The sequence below is a fragment of the Serinicoccus profundi genome (genome assembly GCF_008001015.1).
GTDB classification, from domain to species: Bacteria; Actinomycetota; Actinomycetes; order Actinomycetales; family Dermatophilaceae; genus Ornithinicoccus; species Ornithinicoccus profundi.
Window position 1 is genome coordinate 2908198 of record NZ_CP042862.1, and the last position, 23924, is coordinate 2932121.

The following is a 23924-nucleotide window of genomic DNA, read 5'->3' on the forward strand; positions in this document are numbered from 1 at the left end:
CCGTGCCCTCTGGTGCCCGCGGCGTGCGGACGGCAGGATGGGGGCATGGCTGAGGCGCTGGCGCACACCACCGGGGCGGACCACCCCCCGCTGCTGGAGCAGACCATCGGGGACAACCTCGACGAGACCGCGGCGGAGCACGCCACCCGGGAGGCCTTGGTCGAGGTCGCGACCGGCCGACGGTGGACGTATGCCGAGCTCGTCGCCGACGTCGACCTGCTGGCCCGGGCGTTCGTCGCCTCCGGGGTGGGCACCGGCGACCGGGTCGGCATCTGGGCGCCGAACTGCGCTGAGTGGACCCTCGTGCAGCTGGCGACGGCCAAGATCGGCGCCATCCTGGTGACCATCAACCCCGCCTACCGCGCGCACGAGCTGGGCTACGTCCTGCGGCAGTCGGGGGTGAGCACGATCGTCGTCGCCCGCGAGTTCAAGGGCACGAGCTATCCCGACCTCGTGGCGCTGGTGCGCGAGGACTGCCCGGAGCTGGCGCAGGTGGTCGTCATCGGCGACGAGGGGTGGGACGAGCTGCTCGCCGGGGCGCACCAGGTCAGCCGCGGCCGGTTGGCCGAGCTCCAGGCGAGCCTCACCCCGGACCAGCCCATCAACATCCAGTACACCTCCGGCACCACCGGCTTCCCCAAGGGCGCCACGCTCTCCCACCGCAACATCCTCAACAACGGCTACTTCGTGGGCGAGGGGTGCCGCTACACCGAGCGCGACGTGATCTGCATACCCGTGCCGTTCTACCACTGCTTCGGCATGGTCATGGGCAACCTCGCAGCGACCACCCACGGGGCCTGCATGGTCATCCCCGGCCCGGGTTTCGACCCCGCCGCGACGTTGCGGGCGGTGCGCGAGGAGCAGTGCACGTCGCTCTACGGCGTGCCGACGATGTTCATCGCCGAGCTCGAGCTCATCGAGCGCAGCGACGAGGTCTCGCTGGAGGACCTCGCCTCGGTCCGCACCGGCATCATGGCCGGCTCGCTGTGCCCGGCCTCGGTCATGCGCACGCTCATCGACGCCGGGGTGGAGGAGATGACCATCTGCTACGGCATGACGGAGACCTCGCCGGTGTCGACCCAGACCGCGCCGGACGACCCCTTCGACGCCAAGGTCGGCACCGTCGGCCGGGTGATGCCCCACCTGGAGATCCAGATCGTCGACCCCGCCACGCGGGAGGTCGTCCCCCGCGGCACGCCGGGCGAGTTCTGCACCAAGGGTTACTCGGTCATGCTCGGCTACTGGGATGAGCCGGAGAAGACGGCCGAGGTGCTGCAGGACGGCTGGATGGCGACCGGTGACATCGGGGTCATGGACGAGGACGGGTATGTCGAGATCACCGGCCGGATCAAGGACCTCATCATCCGCGGCGGGGAGAATGTCTACCCGCGGGAGGTGGAGGAGTTCCTCTACACCCACCCCGACGTCGTGGACGCCCAGGTGGTGGGGGTGCCCGACGAGCGCTACGGCGAGGAGCTCATGGCGTGGGTGCGGCTGCGGGAGGGGGCCGAGCCGCTCACCGCGGAGGCCGTCAAGGACTTCTGCACGGGCTCGCTGGCGCACTACAAGATCCCGCGGCACGTGCAGGTCATCGAGGAGTTCCCCATGACTGTCACCGGCAAGGTCCGCAAGGTGGAGCTGCGCGAGCGCGGCGAGGAGCTCCTCCGCCACCCCTGACACCACCCCGCCCTGACCCTCCTCCCACCCCTGACCCACCCTGACCCGACCCCTGACCCGACCCACCCCTGACCCACCGAGCGCCGCAGATGGTCGCCCTCACCCCCACCGAGCGCCGCACATGGTCGCCCTCACCCCCACCGAGCGCCGCACATGGTTGCTGGCAGGATCGGGGGATGAGCCTGGACTACTCACAGATGTTCCGCCTCGACGGTCAGCACGCCGTGGTGGTCGGGTGCGGCGGGATCGGCGCGGAGATCGTCGCGGGCCTGGCCGCCCAAGGCGCGCGTGTGACCTGCCTCGACAAGGACCTGACGGTCGCCCAAGCGGCGCTCGAGCGGGCGCCGGGAGGGGCGGCATACCCCGTGGACGTCCTCGACCCGGGCGACCTGGAGTCGCGTGCCGGCGACCTCGGCGACGTCGACGTGCTGGTGCTCACCGCGGCGATGAACGTCCGCAAGCGGCTGCTGGACTACACCGCCGAGGAGTTCGACCGGGTGGTCGACCTCAACCTGCGCGGCACGTTCTCCGCCGTGCGCGCTTTCGCGCCCGCGATGGTCGAGCGCGGACGCGGGTCGATCGTCACGCTCACCTCGATCCGCGCGGTCGTGGTCGAACCTGGTCAGGGGGTGTATGCCGCCACGAAGGCCGGCGTCATGCAGCTCGTCCGCACGTGGTCGGCCGAGCTCGGACCGGCCGGTGTGCGGATCAACGCCGTCGCGCCGGGCGTCGTGGAGACGCCACTCACTCAGCAGATCCGCGACGACGAGCAGTGGGATCGGGCGTATGCGCAGAAGGCCGCGTTGGGCAGGTGGGCGCGACCCGAGGAGATGGTCGGCGCCGTGTGCTGGCTGGCCTCCGACGCCGCCAGCTTTGTCACCGGGAGCCAGGTGATGGTCGACGGCGGATGGACGGCGATCGACGGACGGTTCACGCCGCCCACCTGAGCCATTCACGACGCCCGGTCGGTCTCAGGACGACCACCTGCGACGCTCGGTGGGGCTCACAGCGACCATCTGCGACGCCCCGTGAGGCTCACAGCGACCATCTGCGACGCCCCGTGAGGCTCACAGCGACCATCTGCGACGCCCGGTCGGTCTCAGGACGACCATCTGCGACGCTCGGTGGGGGTCACAGCGACCATCTACGGCGCTCGGTGGGGGTCTCAGCTGAAGACGATGGTGCGCCCGCCGCGCAGGACCACCCGGTGCTCGGCGTGCCAGCGGATTGCCCGGGAGAAGGCCGCGGCCTCGACCTCCTGGCCCTGCTGAGCCAGCTGGGCCGGGGTAAGCCGGTGGTCGACCCGGCGGAAGTCCTGCTCGATGATGGGCCCCTCGTCGAGGTCGGCGGTGACGTAGTGCGCGGTCGCGCCGATGACCTTGACCCCGCGGTCGTGCGCCTGCGTGTAGGGCTTGGCGCCCTTGAAGCTGGGCAGCAACGAGTGGTGGATGTTGATGATGCGCCCCGAGTAGTCGGCGCACAGCTGCGGGGAGAGCACCTGCATGTAACGGGCCAGGGCGATCGTGTCGACGTCGTGCTCGCGCACGACCTCCTGCAGCGCTGCCTCGGCGTCCGCCTTGGTGTCGGGGGTCACCGGCAGGTGGTGGAAGGGGATGTCGTGCCACTCAGCGAGGGCCCGGAAGTCCTCGTGGTTGGAGACGATGGCCGGGATGGTGACCGGCAGCTGGCCGGTCCGGGTGCGGAAGAGCAGGTCGTTGAGGCAGTGGCCCATGCGGCTCACCATGACGAGAAGCCGGTGCGGCTGCGCCCGGTCGTGCACCTGCCACTGTCCGCCGAGGCCGTCGGCGACCGGGCCGAGCCCCGCGCGCAGCTCCTCGACGGCGACGGGCGCCCCCTCGCGGGTCGCCTCCATCCGCAGGTGGAACTCCCCCGTGCTCGGGTCGGCGAACTGCTGCGACTCGGTGATCGTCAGCGCGTGCTCGAGCATCGCCCCGGACACCGCGTGCACGACCCCGGCACGGTCCGGGCAGGACAGCGTCAGGACGAACTCTCGACCGGTCTCGGCGGTCGCGCCGGTATGCGTGCTCACGGCGCCGCAGTCTACGCGTCAGACGGTCCCGCGGTGGCGGCGAGTCGCTGCGCCATCCGGCGCGCCAGGTCGACGGGGTCGGCCTCCGGATCCAGCGGCACCGTCAGCTGGTCCAGCAGGATGCCGTTGACGGCGTGGTGGGCGAGCAGGACGAGGTCGGAGCCTCCTGGCAGCCCACGGTCGCGGTGGAAGTCGACGTCGGCGGCGACCCCGGCCCGCAGGAACGGCCCGATGACCTCTCGCACCGCGTCGTCCCGGGCCGCTGCCAACCGGAGCTCGATGAGCGCGGTCGCGAGGTGCGGGCGAGCCAGGAGCCGCTGCACGACGGCCGCGACATAACGAGGGAACGCCTCGCCCCGGGCTTCATCCGGCTCGGCCAGATCCTCCGGGGAGGGCGCCAGCAGCTTGAAGACGCGCTCGGCCATGGCGAGCATGAGGCCCGCCCGGCTGGGGAAGTAGTTCGCCGCGGTGCCCACCGGCAGTCCGGCGTGAGCATCGACCGCGCGGTGGGTCAGCCCCCGCCCACCCCGGTCGCCGAGGACGGTCAGGGCAGCGTCGATGACCGAGAGACGACGCTGGGGGTTGGCGACCACGACGGCACCCTACCCCCAACCAGGACGGGTGTTGTAGATTCACCCCAACCACTACAGACGTTCTGATGGGAGATCCATGCGTGACCTCGTCTACTACATCGCCACCTCCGCCGACGGTTTCATCGCCGACCCCGGCGGCGGCACCGGCGCCTTCCCGCACCATCCCGGGACGCTGACCGACCTCTTCGAGCGCTACCCGGAGACCTGCCCGGCGCACCTGCGCGAGGCCCTGGGGGTCGCGGGTAGCCCCCGTCGCTTCGACACCGTGCTCATGGGCTACCGCACCTTCGAGCCGGCCCGGGACGCCGGACTCACCAGTGCCTATCCCCACCTCCGCGAGATCGTCGTCACCCATCGCGACCTCGGCCCCGACACACCCGTGGACGTGTGGTCCGGCGACCTGGATCCTCAGATCCGCGCCCTCAAGGACGAGCCCGGCGCCGACATCTGGCTCTGCGGCGGCGCAGACCTGGCCGGGCAGCTCATCGACCACATCGACGAGCTGCAGCTCAAGGTCAACCCCTTGCTCCTGGGCGACGGGCTGCCACTCCTCGTCGACCCGAGCCGCTCGAGCACCGGACTGCCGCTGCGGCTGGTCGAGGCCACCACCCTTCCGGGCGACGTGGTCCTGCTGACCTACCGCACCCCCGTGGCGGACGGGAAGGCGTCGCGGTAGCTGCGCCAGGTGCCGGCCGGGGTGGTGACGCTCTCCGCGGCCAGGAGCGCCCGCACCATGGCGCGGGTCACCACCTCTCCGCTGGTATGCAGCATCGCGTGGAAGGCGGCGGGGTCCGGTCGCTCCCGGCCGCAGGTCGCGAGCCCGAAGAGGCTGTCGCCGTCGAACATCGTGTGGATGGGGTTGACCGCCCGGGCCATGCCGTCGTGACCGCTGGTCGCGAGCCGGGCACACTGCGCCGGGTCCAGGGTGGCGTCGGTCGCGATCACGCCGATGGTCGTCGCCAGCGAGCGCGGCACCGAGCTGCGCGCGTTGGCCTCTGCGGCGGCCGACCGGGCGGCCTCCAGCTCCGAGGGCACCGGCCGTCGCGGCGCGACACCGGCCGGCCAGTCCCCGAGCCCGTCGAGGTCCTCGGCGACCAGGTGCCGGGCGCCCCACAGCTCACCGGTGGCGAGGTCGACGGCCGACCCGACCGCATTGACGACGACGAGCGCCGCGACCGTCGTGCCGTCGGCCAGCACCCCGCTGGCGGTGCCCACACCGCCGCGCAGCCCACCCACCTGGGTGCCGGTCCCGGCGCCGACGCTCCCCTGCGGGACCACGCCCACGCTGCGGGCTCCGGTGTCACCCGCGTTGCCCTGGCCGGCGCGATACTCCCCGGCCTCACCCGCCGCCTCACCCGCCGCCGCGAGCGCAGCCGCACCGAAACCGGCGTCCGGGAAGGCCCCGAAGTCCCCTCCCCGCCCGAGGTCGAAGCACACCGCGGCCGGCACGATCGGCACCACCTCGCCCGGTCCACCCATGGGGAAGCCGCGACCCTCGGCATACAGCTCGCGCATGACGCCGTCCGCGGCGGCGAGGCCGAAGGCGGACCCGCCGGAGAGGACGACGGCGTGGACGCGTTCGACGAGGTTGCGGGGGTCGAGCAGGTCGGTCTCGCGGGTGCCGGGGGCGCCGCCGCGGACGTCCGCACCGGCGACCGCACCTTCCGGAGGGCAGCGGACCACGGTGGTGCCGGTGAGGTAGCCGTCGCCGACCCGCTGGTGGTGGCCGACCGCCAGGCCGGGCACGTCGAGCAGGGAGTTGGTCAGGCCGGCGGTGCGCTCCATGGGCTCAGCCTGTCACGTGCCCAGCGCGGTGAGGATCTCCTCGACCTTGGCCTTGGCGTCGCCGAAGATCATCTGGGTGTTGTCCCGGAAGAAGAGCGGGTTCTGGACGCCGGCGTAGCCTGGCGCCATCGAGCGCTTGAAGACCACGACCTCACGCGCCTCCCACACCTGGAGGACAGGCATACCCGCGATCGGGCTGCCCGGCTGTTCGATCGCCGCGGGGTTGACGGTGTCGTTGGCGCCGATGACGAGCACGACGTCGGTGCCGGCGAGGTCGCCGTTGACCTCGTCCATGCCGAGCACGATGTCGTAGGGCACCCGCGCCTCGGCGAGCAGGACGTTCATGTGCCCCGGCAACCGGCCGGCCACGGGGTGTATGCCGAAGCGCACGGAGACCCCCAGCTCACCCGGGCGCTCGACGAGGCGGGCGACCGGGTGCTGCGCGTGCGCGACCGCCATGCCGTAGCCAGGCGTGATGACGACGGAGCGCGCCTGGCGCAGCATCTCGGCCACCCCCTCCGCGCCGACCTCACGGTGCGTGCCCTGCTCCTCACCGCCGTCGGCACCGACCACCGGATCGGCACCGAAACCGCCGGCGATGACGGAGACGAAGGAGCGGTTCATCGCCGTGCACATGATCCAGGACAGGATCGCGCCGGAGCTGCCGACGAGGGCGCCGGTGATGATGAGCAGGTCGTTGCCGAGCATGAAGCCCGCCGCGGCCGCGGCCCACCCGCTGTAGGAGTTGAGCATCGAGACGACGACCGGCATGTCGCCGCCGCCGATCGAGGCGACGAGGTGCGCCCCCAGCGCCAGCGCCAGCCCGGTGAGGATGAGCAGCGGCACCAGGCCGGGGGCCGCGACGAACCAGACGGACACCACGAGGCCGGCCAGCACGACGACGAGGTTGAGCAGGTGCCTCCGCGGGAGCATGAGCGGGGCGCTCTTCATCCGGGCGGAGAGCTTGGCCCAGGCCACGACCGACCCGGTGAAGGTCACGGCCCCGATGAAGACGCCGGCGGCGATCTCGACACGCTGACTCACCCCGGCCGCGCCGGTGGGCCCCTCCCCGAGGTAGGTGTTGATGCCGACGAGGACAGCCGCCACCCCGACGAAGCTGTGCAGGATCGCGACGAGCTCCGGCATACCGGTCATGGCCACGACCCGCGCCCGCCAGATCCCGATGCCCGCACCGAGCGACATCGCCGCCGCGATGAGCAGCAAGGTCGTCAGCGCACCCCGTTCGGCGGTGCTGACCGCGAGCACCACGGTGGCGACGAGCGCGAGAGCCATGCCGCCGATCCCGAGGAGGTTGCCGCGCCGCGCGGACTCGTGCCGGGACAGCCCCGCCAGCGCGCCCAGGAAGAGCAGGGCCGCGACGAGGTATGCCGCGTCGACGGCCGAGGTCAGCGTCACGACTCGGCTTTCCGGAACATCCCGAGCATCCGGTGGGTCACGGTGAAGCCGCCGAAGATGTTGATCGAGGCCACGGTGATGCCCACCAGGGCGAGCGCCGTGACCCAGGTGCTGCTGCTGCCGACCTGCAGGATCGCGCCGACGCAGATGATCCCGCTGATCGCGTTGGTCACCGACATGAGCGGGGTGTGCAGTGCGTGGGTCACGTGCGAGACGACGTAGTAGCCGGCGATGACCGACAGCGCGAAGACGGTGAGGTGCATCCGCAGCTCCTCCGGGGCGAAGGCTGCCCCCAGCGCGGCGAGCACCGCGAGGGTGAGCAGCACCGCGCGGCGCCGACGGGGGTCACGCGCGCGGACCTCCGGGGTATGCCGTGACGCCGGGGCCGCGGCGGTCCCGCCACCGACCTCGTCCCCGGTCGGCGTCGGCGCGGCGCGCACCGAGATCTGCGGCGGTGGCCACAGCACCTGCCCCTGGTGCGCGACGGTCATCGCCCGCACCACCTGGTCGTCCAGGTCGAGGACGAGATCGCCGTTGCCGTCGCCGCCCTTGTCCAACAACGCGACAAGGTTGACCATGTTGGTGCCGTAGAGTTGACTGGCCTGCGTCGGCATCCGCCCGGCGAGGTCGGAGTAGCCGATGAGGGTCACCCCACCGTCGGTGACGACCCGCTGGTCGGCGACCGTCCCCTCGACGTTGCCGCCGTTGGCTGCTGCGAGGTCGACGACGACCGAGCCGGGCCGCATCGCGGCGACCGTCCCCGCGTCGAGGATCCGGGGGGCGGGCCGACCCGGGATGAGAGCGGTGGTGATGACGATGTCGGCCGTCATCGCCTCCTGCGCGTAGAGCTCGGAGGTGGCGCGCTCGGCGTCCTCGGTGAGCTCACCGGCATACCCGTCGGAGCGGCCGCTGCTCACCTCGAGGTCGAGGCTGACGAAGGTCGCACCCATCGACTCGACCTGCTCCGCGACCTCCGGGCGCACGTCGAAGGTGCGCACCTGCGCCCCCAGCGACTGCGCCGCCCCGATGGCCGCGAGCCCCGCGACCCCGGCGCCGACGACGAAGACCGTGGCCGGCGGGGTGGTGCCGGCAGCAGTGACCTGACCGGCGAGCATGCCGCCGTAGTCATGGGCGGCCTCGATGACGGCGCGGTAGCCCGCCAGGTTGGCCATCGAGCTGAGCACGTCGAGGCTCTGCGCCCGTGAGATGCGCGGCACGGCGTCCATCGACAGCGCGGTGACGCCACGGGCGGCCAGCTGATCCACCAGCTGCGGCGAGCGGGCCGGTGCCAGGAGCGCGGCGACCGCGGCGCCGGGCGGGAGGGTCGCGACCGTCTCGGGCGTCGGCGCGTCGACCATGAGCACGAGGTCGGCGGCCAGTACGTCTGTGGTGGCGGCGAGGCGGGCTCCGGCCTCGGCATACGCCACGTCGGGGTAGCTCGCCCGCTCCCCCGCGCCGTGCTCGACGACCACCTCGTGGCCACGCTTGCGCAGCGCCGTCACGGTGGCCGGGGTGGCAGCGACGATCGCCTGGGTCTCCCGCGGCTCGCGGGGTATGCCGATCAGCACGCCGCCCCCTCTCCTCGTCGAGTGTGGTGGAGCGCTGTCGAGACTAGCCCGGGGGTCCGACAGTCGTGCGCCGGACCCGCCGGGAGCCTCTCCGGGGTGACCTGCGTGGTGGCGGTGGGTCGCCCTGACGACCCGTGCCCACCACACACCACGCCGGGAGTGCGGCGACGATGGGGGGCGACGGTCAGGCGTCCCGCTCCTGGACGGCCCTGGCCAGCTCCTGCGCGCTCCTCCCGGCGAGCGCGGCCTGAAGGTCGGGGATCGCGGCGACCAACGACCGGGTATACGCGTGCTCCGGCTCGGCGAAGAGGCGCTCGGTCGGGCCGACCTCGACGACCTCGCCGGCCTGCATCACCGCGACCCGGTCGCACACGTGGCGCACCACCGACAGGTCGTGGCTGACGAAGACGAGCGTGAGGTCGAGCCCGTTGACGATCTCGTCGATGAGGTTGAGGACCTGCGCGCGCACGGAGACGTCGAGCGCCGAGACGGGCTCGTCCATGACGAGGATGTCCGGGTCCGGGGCCAGCGCGCGGGCGACCGAGATCCGCTGCCGCTGCCCGCCGGAGAACTGGTGGGGGTAGCGCCGGGCCGCGTCGGGGTCGAGCCCGACCTGCTCGAGCAGCCCGGCGACCCGGGCCGCGTGGTCACCGCCGATGCCCTGGGATACGAGGGGCTCGGCGATGATGTCGCGCACCCGCATCCGCGGGTCCAGGCTGCTCATGGGGTCCTGGAAGACGAGCTGCAGCGTCGTGCGCAGCCAGCCCAGGCGACGGGCCGGTTGGTCACCGACCGAACGACCCTCCACGAGCACCTCGCCGGACGTGGGCCGGTCCAGACCGCAGATGAGGCGCAGCAAGGTCGACTTCCCCGACCCCGACTCCCCGACGATCCCGAAGCGCTCCCCCCGGCCGATGGTCAGCGACACGTCCCGCACCGCGCGCACGACCGGCGGCGCCTCCCGCAGGGACGTGCGCGGGCGCCGGAAGTCACGGCATACCTCACGCAGCTCGATGGCTGGGGTCTCAGTCACGAAAGCTCACCCCTCGCGAGGCTCGGGCGGGTGGAGCACAACCATCTGCGACGCTCGGTGGGGAGGAAAGCAACCATCTGCGACGCTCGGTGGGGTGGTGCGCAACCATGTGCGACGCTCGGTGGGGAGGAAAAGCAACCATCTGCGACGCTCGGTGGGGTGGTGCGCAACCATGTGCGACGCTCGGTGGGGCGCAGCACAACCATGTGCGGCGCTCGGTGGGAGGGTGGGGTGGAGGTCGGCACCATCATGAGGCCTCTCCCGCGGGGTGGTGGCAGGCGTAGCCGGAGGCTCGCCGCCCCGCCGGGTGGTCCCCGCGGGGAGTCCACGGCGGCAGCTGGGCGCAGGTGTCGGTGGCGTGCGCGCACCGGCTCCGGAAGACGCACCCGTCGGGGAAACGCCCGGCCGGCGGCACGGTCCCGGGGATCGTCGGCAGGGCCGCCCGCTCCCGCCGGCCCTGCTCGCCGGCGAGGTCGGAGGCGCCGATGAGACCTTGGGTATACCGGTGGCGCGGGTCGGCGAAGACCTCGCCGACCGGTCCGGCCTCGACGATGCGGCCGCCGTACATCACGAGCACCCGCTCGCACACGGTCGCGACGACGGCGAGGTCGTGGGTGATGAAGAGCAGCGCGGCGTCCCGCTCCTCGACGCCACGGACGACGAGATCGAGCACGGTCGCCTGCACGGTGACGTCGAGGGCCGTGGTGGGCTCGTCGCAGATGAGCAGCGCCGGGTCGTTGGCCAGCGCGATCGCGAGGACGACGCGCTGCCGCTGCCCGCCGGACAGCTCGTGCGGGTAGGACCGGGCCAGGTGCTCGGGGTCGGGCAGGCCGACCTGGTCGAGCAGCTCGACCGCGCGCGCCCGCGCGCCCGCCTTGTCGCGCGTGCCGTGGATCCGCATCACCTCAGCGACCTGGGCACCCACCCTCATCGTGGGGTTGAGCGCGGTCATCGGCTCCTGGAACACCATCGACATCGAGTCGCCGCGAAGCCGCGCCAGCTCACGCTCGCCGACCTCCAGCAGGTTGCGTTCCGCCGGGGTCCGCCCGGAGAGCCTGACGTCACCGCTGACCTGCAGCCCCTCCCCGAGCAGGCCCATCACCGCCAGCGCGGTGAGGGACTTGCCCGACCCGGACTCCCCGATGAGACCGACGCGCTCGCCGCGGCCGATCGAGAAGGTCACATCCTGCAGCAACGCAGTCTGCCCGGCGTCGGCACGGACGTCGAGACCGTCCACGGCCAGCACGGTGGCGTCGCCACCTGAGGTGATCGATGCCGCTGGCACCGCTACGTGATCAGCCACGCCCGGCCGCATCGCTGAGCTCGGCATGCTCCCCAGCAGACGCCTCGCCTTCCCACCGAGCGCGGTCGTGCGGGTCAGTCGCGCCAATCTGCTCCTTGAGCCTTTGGAACCGCTCCGCTCGCCCAGCCTGTTCGGCGAGGTCCTCGGGCGTGGTCATACCGGCAGCATGACGAGACACCGGCAACCACGCAAGCCCCGAAGGCGACGGGGCATCTTCGACGATCGACCCACGCCAGTGGGAGCCGACCAGCACGCCGCGGCCCTGCTCACCCCAGGAATTACCCAGGCTCCGTGGGGCACTCCTGCCCATAGACGCTGTCCTCGCTGGCCCACCGTCCCTGGCTGACGTCGGCCATGACCTGTTCCATGGTCGAGGCTCGGGGATCCCACACCGCTCCAGCCATGAAGGAATCCCGAGAGGGGGGCACATCGACCGAGTAGCCCAGGGACTCCAGGCAAGGGATCGTCTCGCTCACCCAGTGGTCGTACAGCCCCCCGCGCCCATCGGCATCCAAAGGCGCCCGGTATTCTTGCGCGATGGGATAGCGAGCGTTGCAGACATAAATTGCCAGCGAGAACGCTTCGTCCTGCCCCTGCGGCACATCCCACTCCAAATCTGCGGACTGCGGGTCCGACACTGCGAAACCAGACTCGCCCATGCACTCTCGGATAGCGTCGACCTGATCCTCCGGGGACACCTCACGAACCACCTCGACGGCCGGTGGATCGTCAATACCGAGCACACGGGCGTATTCGCTTAGTTCTTCTTCCCGGTTCTGATCTGGGCTGACGTTCGACCCACCAGAACCTTGGGCGCCGCCTGCGACGCAGCCACCCGTCGCAACGCAGCCAGCCACCACAACCGAAGTTGGTAGGCGCATCTTTGAGCCTGTCACTGCCCACCTGCCCCGCTCGCTGGAAGTCATGGACTAATAGGAAGTGCAGAATGCGCCAACTGCTTGCAGTCGCGTAGAGGCATATCTCGAAGCGCTTCCCATCCTATGCGATTCGGCTAGCCCCGCCTTGCTCGTCGCCCTGTAAATAGCGCAACTGTTGAAATAGGGGAGTTGTCTAAACTTGACCACTCCCCCCTGAAAATCGTAGATACGGTGATTTTGATATCCTTGGTGGTAGCCCTGAATGGCCGCATTCTGACTCGTGGAGCAAAACTGGGATCCAGTGTACTCAGTGTTGGCGTGCGCTGGCGTGGCACTGAGACACAGGAAAACTGCGCACACTATGGCCGTCCCCGAACGTGCTTTCCCTTCATGTTCTTTCCCCTTATCGTCAAGCCGACATCTCTCGTGCTGGATCTATAGACGCTACCCGGCCCGGCGGTAGCCGTCAACCCCACGACGAGACTCACCTGAAGTGCCCGCGAAAGCGGGTCGGTGCCTCACGTAGGAATGCCCGCGAATCGGTGGCTGGTTGGGGGCGCCCTGGGACATGGACGGTGGGCTGTCGATGAGGTCTCGTGCCGAGGTGACGACGAGGTACGCCAGGGCGTACGTGAGCGCTGGGAAGAAGGTGCGTGGCCAGATCCTGGACGAGGTGGTCTCGGTGACGGGCTGGTCGCGGGACAACGCCCGACGCCGGTTGAGGGCGGCGGCGAAGTCGCCGCCGGGGTCGGGTCGGCGGGTAGCCGCACGGCCACGCAAACCGCGGGCGGCGAAGTTCTCCTACGACGCCACGAGAGTGCTGCAGCGGGTCTGGGCGGCCTCGGGCGGGCAGTGCGGGAAGTACCTGGCCGCCTCGATGCGGACCCAGCTCGATGCCCTGGAACGTCATGGCGAGCTCGCCCTCGACGGGCCCGGGCGGTTGGACCCGCAGGGCCGGTACAGCGCGGGTGTGCGGGCCGAGCTGCTGGCGATGTCCGCGGCCACGATCGACAGGTACCTGGCCCCGGCCAAGGCCACCGATCAGCTGCGCGGCACCTCCACGACCAAGCCTTCGCCGTTGCTGCGGTCCTCGATCACGGTCCGCCGGGCCGGGGACGAGGTCGAGACCGAACCGGGGTTCTTCGAGGGTGACACGGTCGCGCACTGCGGACCGACGCTGAAGGGTGAGTTCGCGCGCACCGTGAACCTGACCTGCGTACACACCGGGTGGGTGTTCACCACCACGGTGCGCAACAACGCCCACACCCACATCTTGGGCGCGCTGAGGGCCAGCGTGGAGGCGATCCCGTTCGCGGTCAGCGGTCTGGACTTCGATAACGGCAGCGAGTTCCTCAACCACGCCGTCATCGACTGGGCCGCCGACCGGCAGATCTTCTTCACCCGCTCCCGGCCGTACAAGAAGAACGACCAGGCCACGATCGAGTCCAAGAACAACCACCTGGTCCGCCGGTACGCCTTCTACTACCGCTACGACACCGACGCCGAGCGTGCCGTGCTCGGCCGGCTGTGGCCGCTGGTCAACGACCGCCTCAACTTCCTCACCCCGACCAAGAAGCCGACCGGGTACGGCACCGACCGCCACGGACACCGCACCCGCCTCTACGACCAGCCGGCCACCCCCCTGGAGCGGCTCCTGGGCGCCAAGGTCCTCAGCGCTCAGCAAGAGGCAGAGCTGATCGCCTACCGCGACACGCTCAACCCTGCCGACCTCGCCCGCCGGATCGCCGACCTCCAGTCCCGCCTCCTCGTCCTGGCCAAGGACAAGACCGAGCAGCTCTACCTCGCCAGCTTCCCCTCAGCACTTCCCGACATCCGTCGCGGCATCCGCGTCCAAGCCAGCTGACCCCCCTACTTTCGCGGGCAGTTCCTAGTTGAGGCACGGGCCCGTTTCGCGGGCACCTTGACATGAGGCACTACGCCCCACCTCATTGCCCCTCACCCAAATCCATGTCGAGAGCCCGCGATTCTGGCGCCAACGCACCGACTGGGCGAATGCTTTGACCGTGTTTCACGTCGTGCCAGGGCATACATCCTGGCGACCACGACAACGACAAGCGTTGAAGGGTTCCTCTCCGTTGTCCTGTCGTCACGGTTGCGCGATCAGTCACCCGCGAGCCGCCCGTCATGGAGTCCTCAGCACGCGGACGGGGTCGCGGGTGGCGGCATACACGGCGGGCGGGACAGCGGCGATCACAGCGGCGACCAGGGCCAGGGTGGCGGTGGCGATGCTGAAGTCGGGCGGCGGTGCGACTCCGGTTCCGATGCGCGACACCGCGAACAACCCTGCGCCGACGCCGAGCCCCGCCCCGAGCAGGGCGGGCAGCAGGGTGCGCCCGACCACGAGACCGACGATGGTGACCCTGGTGGCACCCAGCGCACGCCGTCGGCCGAGGTCCTTGCGCCGCACCAGCACGTCGGCCAGCACGACGATCGCCACGAGCAGCGCACCGCCGCCCAGCACCCCCAGCAGCAGCGTGGCCCCGAAGGCTGCGAGGTCGCCGGTGACCTGGGCCTGCAGTTCGGCCAGCGACACCGGGGAGGTCACGGTGAGCGCGTCCGGGGTGGGCGGCGAGACCAGCGCGACGACCTGCGACTGCGTCGTCTGCGCGGCCGAGGCGTCGGCGAGCACGACGTGCAACGTGTCCAGCGGCTGGTCCGCCGGCGCGACGTACAGCACCCCGGTGGCGTAGTCGTCGAAGGGCTCGCGCGGGGTGAAGGAGCCCACGACCGACCAGTCGTCCACGACCGTGGTCGAGGCCAGGGCGAGCCATCCGACCGGATCCTCCATCCCGAGTTGCTCCATCGCCGTCCCGGTGACGATGGCCTCACCCGGGCCGGGCCATCGTCCGCCGGTGAGCTCGGCGACAGCACTCAGGTCTCCGTGCATGCCCCAGGCGGGCACCCGGGTGCCGCCCTGCCCGATGACCCCGTTGACGACATCGACCGGGATGAGCGCCCCGATCCCCCGCTCGACCGTCGACAGGCTTCTCGCCTGGTCCACCACGGTCGGTGGCAGCAGTCCCGCGCCCCGGGCGTCCGCGACGGACAGCACCCGCGACCCGGCCTCGTCCAGCCGGTCGACGAGCTGCTGCTCGGCCGCGGCAGTTCGCCCTACCGTGGCGATCGTCGCCGCGCACATCACGGCGACCAGCAGCAGCACGAGCGCCGAGGGCACCTTGGCGGCCCACGCCGTCGCCGCGGCCTCCCGCAGCACCAACCACGGCCTCACAGCGCGAGCACCTCGTCCGCGTGCTCGAGCACGAAGGGGTCGTGGGTGGCGATCACCACGGTCCGAGGTATGCCGTCGCCGCGCCCTTCCTGGCCGGCTCCCGCGGCAACGGCGGACAGCGCCGCCAGGACACCGAGCGCGTTGTCACGGTCCAGGTTGCCCGTCGGTTCGTCCGCCAGCACCACCGAGGGGTCGGTGACCAACGCGCGACACACCGCGACCCGCTGGGCCTGTCCGCCGGAGATCTCCCCCGGTCGGTGCTCCGCCCTGGCGCCGACCCCCATCTGCTCCAGCAATTCGACGCCGCGGGCACGGGCCTGGCGCAGCGACCACCCGGCATACAGCGCCGGTTCGATCACCGAGTCGATCACCGTTCGGGTCGGGTCGAGCGACGCGTCCTGGAAGACGAACCCGATGCGCCGCGCCCGCACCCTCGCCCGGGTCGCGTCAGCGGCGCTGGAGACCGGGTCTCCAGCCAGCATCACCTGCCCCTGGGTGGGCGTCAGCATGAGACCGAGGACGTAGAGCAGGGTGGACTTGCCCCGCCCCGACGGCCCGGTGACAGCGGTCACCGCACCCGGGGTGAAGGTGTGGCAAAGCCCGCTGAACAACTCCTCCGCGCCTCTCCGGTAGGCAAACGACAGGTCCTTCACCGCCAGCACTGCTCAGTCACCCTCAGTGGTGCCCGCGTCTTCGCCCGGGACCTCAGCTGGCTCGCCGGTGACCAGGACGGAAATACCAGGCTCGATGCCGTCCCCCTCGACGATCGCGACCCCCTGACCCGAGCCGATCACCTCGACGTCCACCTCCCCTTCTCTGGTGACCAGGTATGCCGTGCCGTCGGCCCGGGTGCGCACCGCCGCCGCCGGGACACCAGAACCTTCGACCCGGGGCGTGATGACGACCTCCGAGCGCAGCGTGACCTGCTCATCCCCCGGCAGCACGCCGCAGTCCTGACCGCACACCGGCCCACCGTCGGGCGCGGTCAGCTCGAACTCGGTCGAGCCCGTCTCATCCACCCGCGACCCGGCGATCACCCCCGTCCACCGCTGCTCCTCGAACGTGATCTCCACCGTCGCCTCCGCCGGGATCAGCCGCGCCTGCTCGGCCGTCACGACGAGCACGAACTCCCGCTCACCCGTCGGCGCCAACACCCCTTCCTCGCCCCCGCCGACACGACTCCCCACCGTGATCGTCTCCCCGAGAGTGACCACCGTCGGCAGGGAAGCCACGCCCACCAGCTCCCCCAGCATCAGGGTCCCGGTCTGAGGCAGACCCTGGGCCTTCTGCCAGGCCTTGACCGCGCGCTCGGTGCCCGCCCCGAAGTCACCATCCGCTTCGCCCTCGAGCAACCCCTCAGCGATGAGCAGCTCCTGCAGGACCGCCACGTCATCGCCCTCGAGATCTTTCTGGAGGTCACGCCAGAAAGGCCGCTCGGACTCCACCACCCGCACCGGAGTACGCCCCACCACGTAGACCACGTCACCGGAGTCGACCTCCCCCGGCGAGATCGAAGTCACCACCCCGGACAACCCGTTCGCCGCCACCGGGACCGCCGGCTGCCGCAACGTCACCGACAACGGCAAAGAGCGCCCCACCGACCCCTGCGTCACCTCACCCCACACGGCCGCATCAGCCTGCTCCGAAGCGCCGTCGGCGGCAGGCTCAGCCGGCAACGTCGTCCGCCCCGCCCACCACGAGGCAGCACCGACCCCCACCACCAGCAGCAACACAAAGAGAACCACGCCCATCCCGCGCGATGCAGTCCCCGAATCCCTGTTCATTCACCGATCCTGCCACACGACGACAGGGACGTCGTCGCGTCTTGTACATGCCGTCCACGAAGCCCCAGCCGTCATCACCCACTCTCGCGAGTCAGTCAAGGTAGATGTCCCCCAAGGATGGCGCTGGACATTGCTCCACCTCCGGTCCAGCTAAAGCGACGTACGGATGCCACGGGGCACTGTCCGTCCCACCACTGAGACTTGCCAGATAGGACTCGACGAAAACCTCTTCACTTGGTTCAGGCGTCGCAGGCAGGTCGTGTGACTGCAGGCATTCTTTGACGTCCAGCAGGCGCTGATACAATTGCTTGAGCCCCTCCTTACTCGGAAGTGGCATATCAGGATGCTCCCCTGACCGCCTGTCGCACATGGCAATAACTTCTTGATCGCGCTCAGAGTCAAGCCCGCTGATCGCGATACTGCCATCACGTTCAACAGTCGTCGGAAAGCCCGACTCATTGAAACACTCAGCCTGCTGCTGGTAGTAGGCGCGCACCTGCTGGTCGAATATCTCAAAACTGCGTCGGACTTTCGCCTCGGACCGGGCGTCCTCTCCACCACCGGAGCAAGCAGCGAGGAGGGCGATGTGCAGCACCGATGCGAGGCTTGCCCGGAAACTCCGAAAAATAGTCACCTGTCAAGGATTACGACAGTATCCGCCGCTTCGAGTGGTTTCGATGTACCCCGAAGATGAATTGGCGTCTACTGACCACGAACCTCCGGGCCCGCAATATCCCCTCGTCGCCCATCCCAGATTGGTGTAGCGGTGCGTCTTACCCCCGGGTGCCTTGTGAATCATCGCACCGGTGGCATAGGCCCCTGCATAAGGTGCTGAATACCCTCCGCACCCACTGACGCTCCCTCCGATATGCTTCGTCTCGTATGCCAATGCCGGGCTGACTGCGAGGATCGCCGACAGGGCCATCCCTAGCAGGCAGACTCCCGCGCTAGTTCTCCCGATTTTCATGGTTAACCTTTCTGTGGTAATCGTGAAGGATTGAAAATGGACGCCTACCACCAGTTCTCGTTGTTTGGAGGGCAGTCCTGGGCGGCCTTACGCTGACGAGACGGTTCAACGAAACCCACGGGAGACGACAAGAGATTACCGCTCCGATACGTGGCCACGAAGGTCTGCAACGTGGGAAGTCCAGGGATGTCGTACCCAGCCTGCGTCAAGCAGGCGTGCTGAGATGACCACGCCTTATAGTATTGATCGAGATCCGCGTCAGACTGAGGCTCCGGAGGGGCAGGCAGTCTCTCCGTGCACGTGCTGTCTGCCTTGAGATAGTCGCTCATCGTACTCTGGTCCACCCCAGAACTACTGACACCCAGATCACCATACTCGGTCACCACTACTTCACTTGGGAAGCCGAGATTAGCGAGGCAGTCGGCTAACTTGGTTTGATAGTCGCGAGGGCTTCCTGCGAACACCTCGCCCGAGCCACTCACTAGGTCAGGGGCCGAAGACGCTGCGCCTGACGCCGGAGCGGAGCGCCCGTCGACCGACGAACAGGAACCCAGACTAACCACTAAGGCTCCGAATGCGAGGATGGCGACCGTTTGTCGGGACCGCCACGGGGGCAACTGATCATCCATCAGCGTCGTTCAGTTATCACCGGCGAGATCGAAGTCACCACCCCGGACAACCCGTTCGCCGCCACCGGGACCGCCGGCTGCCGCAACGTCACCGACAACGGCAAAGAGCGCCCCACCGACCCCTGCGTCACCTCACCCCACACGGCCGCATCAGCCTGCCCCAAAGCGCCGTCGGCGGCAGGCTCAGCCGGCAACGTCGTCCGCGCCGCCCACCACGAGGCCGCACCGACCCCCGCCACCAGCAGCAGGACCACGAGCACCACGCCCAGCCCGCGCGATGCAGTCCCCGAATCCCTGTTCATTCACCGATCCTGCCACACCAGGACGCCGCACCGATTTGACGGGCTGCGGAGTTGGAGCGTCGCCCTTCGCTGCTCTCGTAGCCCTGGCGCCCACCACCATCTCGCATCGATGCCTACTCTTCCAGATTGATCGACGGCTCTTGGCACTCCTGCGTCATGATGGGCGCATTGCTCTCCGCGGTGATGAACGGGGTCCATGGCGGCCGACCCTCTCGGTAATCCGCCAGGAATACTTCGAAACTCACCGGTTCTTCTGGCGTGAACCCCTCGGCCACCAAACAGTCAAAGGCTTTGACGTTCTCGTCGTATACCCACCTAATTTCTGCCTCAGACAGTGGGGCAGCCGCCGCCCCATAGTCGACCACCTCGTCACACTCCACCGACGCCCGCTCGTAGGCTTCGTGCTGCCCACCGACGTCCACCTGCAGCATACCGTCGTCGGTCATTTGCGACGGGAAGCCTCGCTCTTCGAGACAGGCCTGCAACTGCATCTGTGCCGCTCTCGCGGCGGCACCACGCAGCTCACGAGACGCATCCACGGAGAGGTCGTCCAGATCCGTCGGCGCCGCGGTGAGTCTGGCGTCGTGCCTTTCCTGCGATGAGTCGTTGCACGAACAGAGAATCACCGCTCCGCAGATGACCGCACAAAGACGGACCACACCGATGGGCGTTTTTGCGAGGCGGGACCAACGCATCGCTCGGGGCATCACGGGGAACCATCACCACAGAACGCGTAGGTTCCAGTCTTATCCAGGTTCACACTGCCCGTGGCGGCCCAGTAACCTCCGGCGGCCATGCCCTTGACATTGTGCTGCCGCCAACTGGAACTGTACGAGACGATGAGGTACTGGCTACTTCCTGGCCCCATGATCTCCCCCTTGCCCTGCCAGCGTGCGTGAGTCCACGGGTCTGTCCAGGAGTTGCACGAGCTGTCGTAGAACCAGCCCGAGTCGCGGACCACCGCGAACGCGGGGCCAGCGGTGGATCCCGCTATCAAGATGGCCGCAGCACCGGCAACGATGCTCCTAATGGACTTCTTCATCGTTCTCTCCCCTGTGTGGATCGGCGGGATGTATTCCCCGGAACTATGACGATACCCCCCCCCCTTGCAGCGATCTGTCAACCATGTGAGAGAACCTTTGCCAAGTCTTGACCAACTAATGGGAATGGGAACGCCCGCTGGACTGTCAGACGCCCTTCATCGCCCTTCCAGCTTGGGGTCGAGCCAGTCCCGCAGGCCGTCGCCGAAGAGATTGAAGCCCAGCACCGACAGGGCGATGGCGGCCCCCGGGATGAGCGCCAGGTGCGGCGCGGAGCGCAGGGTGGTCTGCGCCTCGTAGAGCATGCGGCCCCAGCTCGCCTGACCGGTCGGCGTCCCCAGGCCCAGGTAGGCGAGCGCCGCCTCCGCAAGGATCGCGATGGCGAAGGAGACCGAGGCCTGCACGATGACCAGCCCGGCGACGTTGGGCATGACGTGGCGCACCGCGATCCCGAGCGGCGAGCGCCCCGCGGCCCGGGCGGCGAGGACATACTCGGTCTTCATCACCGACAACGCCCCGGAGCGGGTGATCCGCGCAAAGGCCGGGATCGTCGCGATCCCGATCGCGATCATCGCCACCCGGGTCGAGCCGCCGTAGAGCGCGGCGAACATGATCGCCAGCAGCAGGGCCGGAAACGCCAGGAGCACGTCGTTGCTGCGCATCACCAGCTGCCCCAGCCAGCCAGGAGACATCGCGGCCAGGATCCCCATCGGCACACCGACGACCGCCGCGACGCCCACGGCGACGAAACCGACATACAGGGTCGTGCGCGCCCCGACGAGGATCTGGGTGAGCACGTCACGCCGCAACCGGTCGGTGCCGAGCCAGTGCTCGGCGTTCGGCGTCTGGTAGGGCTCGACCGGCAGGACGCGCATGGGTTGGTAGGGCGTCCAGACGTAGGAGAGCAGCGCCAGCGCGACGACGACCGCGACGATCGCTCCGCCGATGAGCAACGAGGGGTTGAGCCGGCGCCCCGACGACCCACCTGCGGCCGCCTGCCCGGTGTCCTCGAGGCCCTGCGCGGGGGCGCCCTGGATCTCGCTCATCGCGACCCCGTCCGCAGCCGCGGGTCGATGACCAGATAGAGCGCGTCGACGAGGAAGGTGATGAGCAGGGTCGCGACGACGAGCACCATGACCACCGTCTGCACGGTGAGCAGCTCACGCTGGGCGACCGAGTCGAGCAGCAGCGACCCCAGGCCCGGGATGACGAAGACCCGCTCGATGACGACGGCACCGACGAGCAGCGTCGCGAGCTGCAGCCCGAGCACGGTGACCACCGGCACGGCGGCGTTGCGCAGCCCGTGCCGCCACAGCGCCTGCACCGGCCGTAGCCCCTTGGCCCGGGCGGTGCGCAGGTAGTCCTCGCGCAGCACGTCGAGGACGGCCGAGCGGACATACCTCGCGAGCACGGCGGCCTGCACCCCGGCGAGCGAGATCGCCGGCAGTGCGAGCCGCTGCAGGAAGCCGACCGGGTCCTGCGCCGGCACCGCCCATCCCCCGCTGGGCACCCAGCGCAGCCGCACGGCGAAGACCGAGATGAGCACGATGCCCGCGAGGAAGGCGGGGATCGCCACGCCCACCTGCGAGACCGCCGACATCACCACGCCGTCGACGTGACGGTGCCGCACGGCCATCCAGATGCCGACGGGCACGGCCACGAGGACGGCCAGGAGCATCGCGGTGATGACGAGGATGAGGGTGACCTGGAGCCGGTCGGCGATCTGCGGCCCGATGGCGGCCTTGGAGATGAACTCGATGCCCGGGTCGAGGGTGAGCATGCCGCGCACCCAGTCGAGGTACTGCACCACGACCGGACGGTCCAGGCCGAAGTGCTCGCGCAGCGCCACGACCGCCTCGTCCGAGGCGTTGATCCCCAGGGCGACACGCGCCGGGTCACCCGGCAGCACCCGCATGAAGGCGAAGACGAGCACCGAGGCCGCGAGCACGCTCAGCGCGAAGATCATCGCGCGGTGCAGCAGACGCAAGAGCATGCCAGCACCCTATGCCGGGGCCTCCCCGCTCAGCCGCGGGCGAGGTCGCCGAGGTCGAAGGACTCCTTGATCGCGTTGGTCGGCAGCCCGGTGATGTCCGGGTCGGCGACCATGAGGTTGGGCAGCAGGAAGAGGAAGTCGGCGGCAGCGTCCTCACTGATGAGCGCGGCGGCCTCCTGCAGCTTCGCGGTCTGCTCCTCCTCGGTGCCGGTGTCGGCCTCCTCGAAGAGGGTCTGGATCTCCTCGGTGCCGTAGGTCGTGTAGTAGTCCGGGCTGCCGAAGACGTTGGCCATGTCGCGCGGCTCCACGTGCGAGACGATCGAGAGGTCGAAGTCCTTGTTGGTGAAGACCGTCTCCAGCCACGCGGCGGGGAACTCCAGCTCGTCGATGCTCACCTCCAACCCGGCGTCCTCGAGCATCGACTCCACGACCGTGCCGCAGGAAACGGCATACGGCAGCGTGGGTATGCGCAGGCGCAGCTCGGTGCCCTCCGCGCCGGCCTCGGCGATGAGCTCCTGGGCGCGCTCGAGGTCGGAGGGGTAGTCACCGGTGCGGTCCTCGTACCACGGGTCGGTCGGCGGGACCATCGAGCCGATGAGCTCACCGCGCCCGGCCCAGCAGGTGTCCATGAGGGCCTGGTGGTCGATGGCGTGCCGGACCGCCTGGCGCAGGGCCGGGTCGGCGAGAGGGTTGCCCTCGGCCTGGTTCATGGACAGGACGACCTCGCCGTTGGTCGTGCCCTCGACGATCTGGAAGTCGCCCCCCTCGAACTCGGCCAGCGACTCCGGCGCCTGCACCGTCGACACGACGTCGATCGAGTCGGTGAGCATGGCGTTGTTGAGCGCGTTGGCGTCCTGGAAGTAGCGCATCTCGACGGCGGCGAAGTAGGGCGCGTCCCCGTGGTAGTCGGGGTTGCGCTCCAGAGTGATCTGCGAGCCGCGGTCCCAGGTGCCGAAGGTGTAGGGGCCGGTGCCGATCGCCTCCTCGGCGAGGTTGTCGACGCCCTCGGTGTCGAACATCGCGCCCACCCGGGTGGTGAGGGAGTAGAGGAAGGAGTTCGAGGGCCGCGACAGCGTGACCTCCAGGGTGGTGTCGTCCACCGCCTCGACCGACTCGACGACGTCGAGCTGCGCCTTGAGGCTGATCGTCCAGGCGTCGGAGGAGACGCGCTCCAGGGAGAAGGCTGCGTCCTCGGCGGTGAACTCCGAGCCGTCGGAGAAGGTCACCCCCTCCTCGAGCGTGAAGGTGTAGGTCAGTCGGTCCTCGCTGACCTCCCAGCTCTCGGCGAGCGCGGGGACGATCTCACCGGTCTCGGCGTCAACGGTGACGAGCGTCTCGTAGACGTTGTCCAGCAACAGCTGCGGGATCGCGGCGCCGTCGGTGGTGGTGAAGTCGAGGCTGGCCGGCTCGGCGACGAGGCCGATGCGCACCGTCTCCTCCGAGCCACCCGGGGCCGGGGCGGCCTGGGTCTCCCCCGACTGCTCACTGCCGGAGCCGCCGGACCCTCCCCCCTCGGTCTCACCGGAGCCACCACCGGAGCTCGTGCTCGCGCCGGCGTTGCAGCCGGCCAGCGTGACGGTCGTGGCCAGCAGAGCGGTCAGGGCCAGGGAACGAGTCTTCGTCGACGTCCTCATAGCCTCATCATCGTCCATGCTC

General features: G+C 69.6%; 23 protein-coding genes. 4 read left to right on the forward strand and 19 right to left on the reverse strand.

Annotated elements, in window-relative coordinates:
* Nucleotides 1–45: 45 nt before the first annotated feature.
* Together FA582_RS13565 and FA582_RS13570 are read left to right on the forward strand one after the other, a co-directional pair.
* Nucleotides 46–1677 carry an AMP-binding protein gene (locus FA582_RS13565; RefSeq protein ID WP_010149442.1) on the forward strand — a complete coding sequence of 544 codons (1632 nt, stop codon included), beginning with the start codon at nucleotides 46–48 and terminating at the stop codon, nucleotides 1675–1677.
* A 176-nt stretch (nucleotides 1678–1853) separates the two neighbouring features.
* The gene (locus FA582_RS13570) at nucleotides 1854–2624 is read left to right on the forward strand and encodes an SDR family NAD(P)-dependent oxidoreductase (RefSeq protein ID WP_010149439.1); all 771 of its coding nucleotides are present in this window, start codon (nucleotides 1854–1856) and stop codon (nucleotides 2622–2624) included.
* A gap of 218 nt (nucleotides 2625–2842) precedes the next feature.
* Here the strand turns inward: FA582_RS13570 and purU are convergent, their stop codons facing one another.
* Nucleotides 2843–3727 carry a formyltetrahydrofolate deformylase gene (purU, locus tag FA582_RS13575; protein ID WP_010149357.1) on the reverse strand — a complete coding sequence of 295 codons (885 nt, stop codon included), beginning with the start codon at nucleotides 3725–3727 and terminating at the stop codon, nucleotides 2843–2845.
* An 11-nt stretch (nucleotides 3728–3738) separates the two neighbouring features.
* Nucleotides 3739–4320, reverse strand: coding sequence for a TetR/AcrR family transcriptional regulator (locus tag FA582_RS13580; protein WP_010149356.1), 582 nt, complete (start codon nucleotides 4318–4320; stop codon nucleotides 3739–3741).
* 76 nt (nucleotides 4321–4396) lie between these two features.
* Here FA582_RS13580 and FA582_RS13585 point away from each other — a divergent pair, with 76 nt between their 5' ends.
* Nucleotides 4397–4996: a dihydrofolate reductase family protein gene (locus FA582_RS13585; protein WP_010149355.1), complete on the forward strand. Its 600-nt coding sequence runs from the start codon at nucleotides 4397–4399 to the stop codon at nucleotides 4994–4996.
* Here the strand turns inward: FA582_RS13585 and FA582_RS13590 are convergent.
* The 7 genes from FA582_RS13590 to FA582_RS13615 all read right to left on the reverse strand — a co-directional run bounded on the left by FA582_RS13590 (nucleotide 4957) and on the right by FA582_RS13615 (nucleotide 12351).
* Nucleotides 4957–6105, reverse strand: coding sequence for a P1 family peptidase (locus FA582_RS13590; protein WP_010149354.1), 1149 nt, complete (start codon nucleotides 6103–6105; stop codon nucleotides 4957–4959). The two genes, FA582_RS13585 and FA582_RS13590, sit on opposite strands and share 40 nt — an antisense overlap.
* Nucleotides 6106–6117: 12 nt before the next feature.
* Nucleotides 6118–7521 (reverse strand): Re/Si-specific NAD(P)(+) transhydrogenase subunit beta, encoded by a 1404-nt coding sequence (gene pntB, locus FA582_RS13595; protein ID WP_010149353.1) that lies wholly within the window; start codon nucleotides 7519–7521, stop codon nucleotides 6118–6120.
* On the reverse strand, nucleotides 7518–9089 hold the full coding sequence (locus tag FA582_RS13600; protein WP_010149352.1) for a Re/Si-specific NAD(P)(+) transhydrogenase subunit alpha: 1572 nt from the start codon (nucleotides 9087–9089) through the stop codon (nucleotides 7518–7520). The genes pntB and FA582_RS13600 overlap by 4 nt, the downstream gene beginning before the upstream one ends.
* A 184-nt stretch (nucleotides 9090–9273) precedes the next feature.
* Complete coding sequence (locus FA582_RS13605; RefSeq protein WP_010149351.1) at nucleotides 9274–10122, reverse strand: ATP-binding cassette domain-containing protein; 849 nt, start codon at nucleotides 10120–10122, stop codon at nucleotides 9274–9276.
* Between the two features lie 247 nt (nucleotides 10123–10369).
* Nucleotides 10370–11359 (reverse strand): ABC transporter ATP-binding protein, encoded by a 990-nt coding sequence (locus FA582_RS13610; protein WP_337459793.1) that lies wholly within the window; start codon nucleotides 11357–11359, stop codon nucleotides 10370–10372.
* A gap of 58 nt (nucleotides 11360–11417) precedes the next feature.
* Nucleotides 11418–11582, reverse strand: a complete 165-nt coding sequence (locus tag FA582_RS16575) for a hypothetical protein (RefSeq protein WP_169316076.1) — start codon at nucleotides 11580–11582, stop codon at nucleotides 11418–11420.
* A gap of 121 nt (nucleotides 11583–11703) precedes the next feature.
* The gene (locus FA582_RS13615; protein WP_141567779.1) at nucleotides 11704–12351 is read right to left on the reverse strand and encodes a hypothetical protein; all 648 of its coding nucleotides are present in this window, start codon (nucleotides 12349–12351) and stop codon (nucleotides 11704–11706) included.
* Between the two features lie 583 nt (nucleotides 12352–12934).
* Between FA582_RS13615 and FA582_RS13625 the strand changes: the two genes are divergently transcribed.
* Nucleotides 12935–14167, forward strand: coding sequence for a DDE-type integrase/transposase/recombinase (locus FA582_RS13625; protein WP_237707597.1), 1233 nt, complete (start codon nucleotides 12935–12937; stop codon nucleotides 14165–14167).
* A gap of 279 nt (nucleotides 14168–14446) precedes the next feature.
* Here the strand turns inward: FA582_RS13625 and FA582_RS13630 are convergent, their stop codons facing one another.
* The 10 genes from FA582_RS13630 to FA582_RS13675 all read right to left on the reverse strand — a co-directional run bounded on the left by FA582_RS13630 (nucleotide 14447) and on the right by FA582_RS13675 (nucleotide 23902).
* Nucleotides 14447–15553 carry an FtsX-like permease family protein gene (locus tag FA582_RS13630; protein WP_029541931.1) on the reverse strand — a complete coding sequence of 369 codons (1107 nt, stop codon included), beginning with the start codon at nucleotides 15551–15553 and terminating at the stop codon, nucleotides 14447–14449.
* Complete coding sequence (locus tag FA582_RS13635) at nucleotides 15550–16215, reverse strand: ABC transporter ATP-binding protein (protein ID WP_010149346.1); 666 nt, start codon at nucleotides 16213–16215, stop codon at nucleotides 15550–15552. The genes FA582_RS13630 and FA582_RS13635 overlap by 4 nt, the downstream gene beginning before the upstream one ends.
* Before the next feature lie 3 nt (nucleotides 16216–16218).
* A complete protein-coding gene (locus FA582_RS13640; protein WP_158640881.1) occupies nucleotides 16219–17151 on the reverse strand; it encodes a peptidoglycan-binding protein in 933 nt (310 codons plus the stop codon).
* Nucleotides 17152–17428: 277 nt separating this feature from the next.
* Nucleotides 17429–17932, reverse strand: coding sequence for a hypothetical protein (locus tag FA582_RS13645; RefSeq protein ID WP_141567581.1), 504 nt, complete (start codon nucleotides 17930–17932; stop codon nucleotides 17429–17431).
* Nucleotides 17933–18932: 1000 nt separating this feature from the next.
* Complete coding sequence (locus FA582_RS13650; RefSeq protein ID WP_147899845.1) at nucleotides 18933–19235, reverse strand: hypothetical protein; 303 nt, start codon at nucleotides 19233–19235, stop codon at nucleotides 18933–18935.
* A gap of 113 nt (nucleotides 19236–19348) precedes the next feature.
* Nucleotides 19349–19726 (reverse strand): hypothetical protein, encoded by a 378-nt coding sequence (locus FA582_RS13655; RefSeq protein ID WP_010147293.1) that lies wholly within the window; start codon nucleotides 19724–19726, stop codon nucleotides 19349–19351.
* A gap of 215 nt (nucleotides 19727–19941) precedes the next feature.
* Entirely contained in the window at nucleotides 19942–20277 is a 336-nt protein-coding gene (locus tag FA582_RS13660) for a hypothetical protein (protein WP_029540686.1), read from the reverse strand.
* A gap of 156 nt (nucleotides 20278–20433) precedes the next feature.
* Nucleotides 20434–21321 carry an ABC transporter permease gene (locus tag FA582_RS13665; RefSeq protein WP_010147295.1) on the reverse strand — a complete coding sequence of 296 codons (888 nt, stop codon included), beginning with the start codon at nucleotides 21319–21321 and terminating at the stop codon, nucleotides 20434–20436.
* Complete coding sequence (locus FA582_RS13670; protein WP_010147296.1) at nucleotides 21318–22268, reverse strand: ABC transporter permease; 951 nt, start codon at nucleotides 22266–22268, stop codon at nucleotides 21318–21320. Before FA582_RS13670 ends, FA582_RS13665 begins: the two co-directional genes overlap by 4 nt.
* A gap of 29 nt (nucleotides 22269–22297) precedes the next feature.
* Complete coding sequence (locus FA582_RS13675) at nucleotides 22298–23902, reverse strand: ABC transporter substrate-binding protein (RefSeq protein WP_010147297.1); 1605 nt, start codon at nucleotides 23900–23902, stop codon at nucleotides 22298–22300.
* Nucleotides 23903–23924: the final 22 nt, after the last annotated feature.